Annotated in this window: 1 protein-coding gene; it reads right to left on the minus strand. The window is 49.1% G+C overall.

The features are described 5' to 3' along the window. Window positions 1-228: ExbD/TolR family protein (locus tag ACO0LF_RS31895; protein WP_423021488.1), on the minus strand; the 228-nt coding region annotated here is incomplete at both ends.

A 228-nucleotide genomic window follows, 5' to 3' on the forward strand; every position in this document is an offset into this window, starting at 1 on the left:
TCATGCTGCCGTTCCAGTACAAATCACCATCCTTGTTGATCGACAGGGTGATGTTTTCTGGTTTGGTTTTGTAAATCTGATTGTGTTCTGCCGGCAGCTTGAGCTTGACCGTATCCGTAATCACCGGCGTGGTGATAAGGAAGATGATCAGCAAGACCAGCATGACGTCTACCAGCGGGGTGGTGTTGATGGTGCTATTGACTTCGTCTTCGCCATCACCATCATTGC

It is taken from the genome of Undibacterium sp. Di27W (genome assembly GCF_049340345.1).
Classification (GTDB): Bacteria; Pseudomonadota; Gammaproteobacteria; order Burkholderiales; family Burkholderiaceae_D; genus Undibacterium.